This is a genomic window from Halomonas borealis (genome assembly GCF_004798905.1).
Lineage (GTDB): Bacteria > Pseudomonadota > Gammaproteobacteria > Pseudomonadales > Halomonadaceae > Halomonas > Halomonas borealis.
On the sequence record NZ_SDMO01000133.1, the window covers coordinates 1 to 214 of the forward strand.

The following is a 214-nucleotide window of genomic DNA, read 5'->3' on the forward strand; positions in this document are numbered from 1 at the left end:
ATCCTGAAGCTTTGGACTGGATTGTTCGAGAATTGACTGTAAGGCGCTTCAATCGTATTGGTGATGAAGGTAAAAAGACATCATCTGAGAATGATATTTCCAGCTCATGGATTGAAAATGATTTATCGGATTATGTTGTTTATCTTGATAAATACCGTCAAAAAACAGGGGGACGTGGAATAGCGAGGTTTATATGAGATATAACGAACGCTGT

1 protein-coding gene is annotated in these 214 nt (G+C 37.9%); it reads left to right on the forward strand.

Going from position 1 to position 214, the window contains the following annotated elements:
- A partial coding sequence (locus tag ETC07_RS15470; protein ID WP_438590669.1) for a hypothetical protein occupies nt 1-197 on the forward strand: 197 nt, incomplete at its 5' end.
- Nucleotides 198-214: the final 17 nt, after the last annotated feature.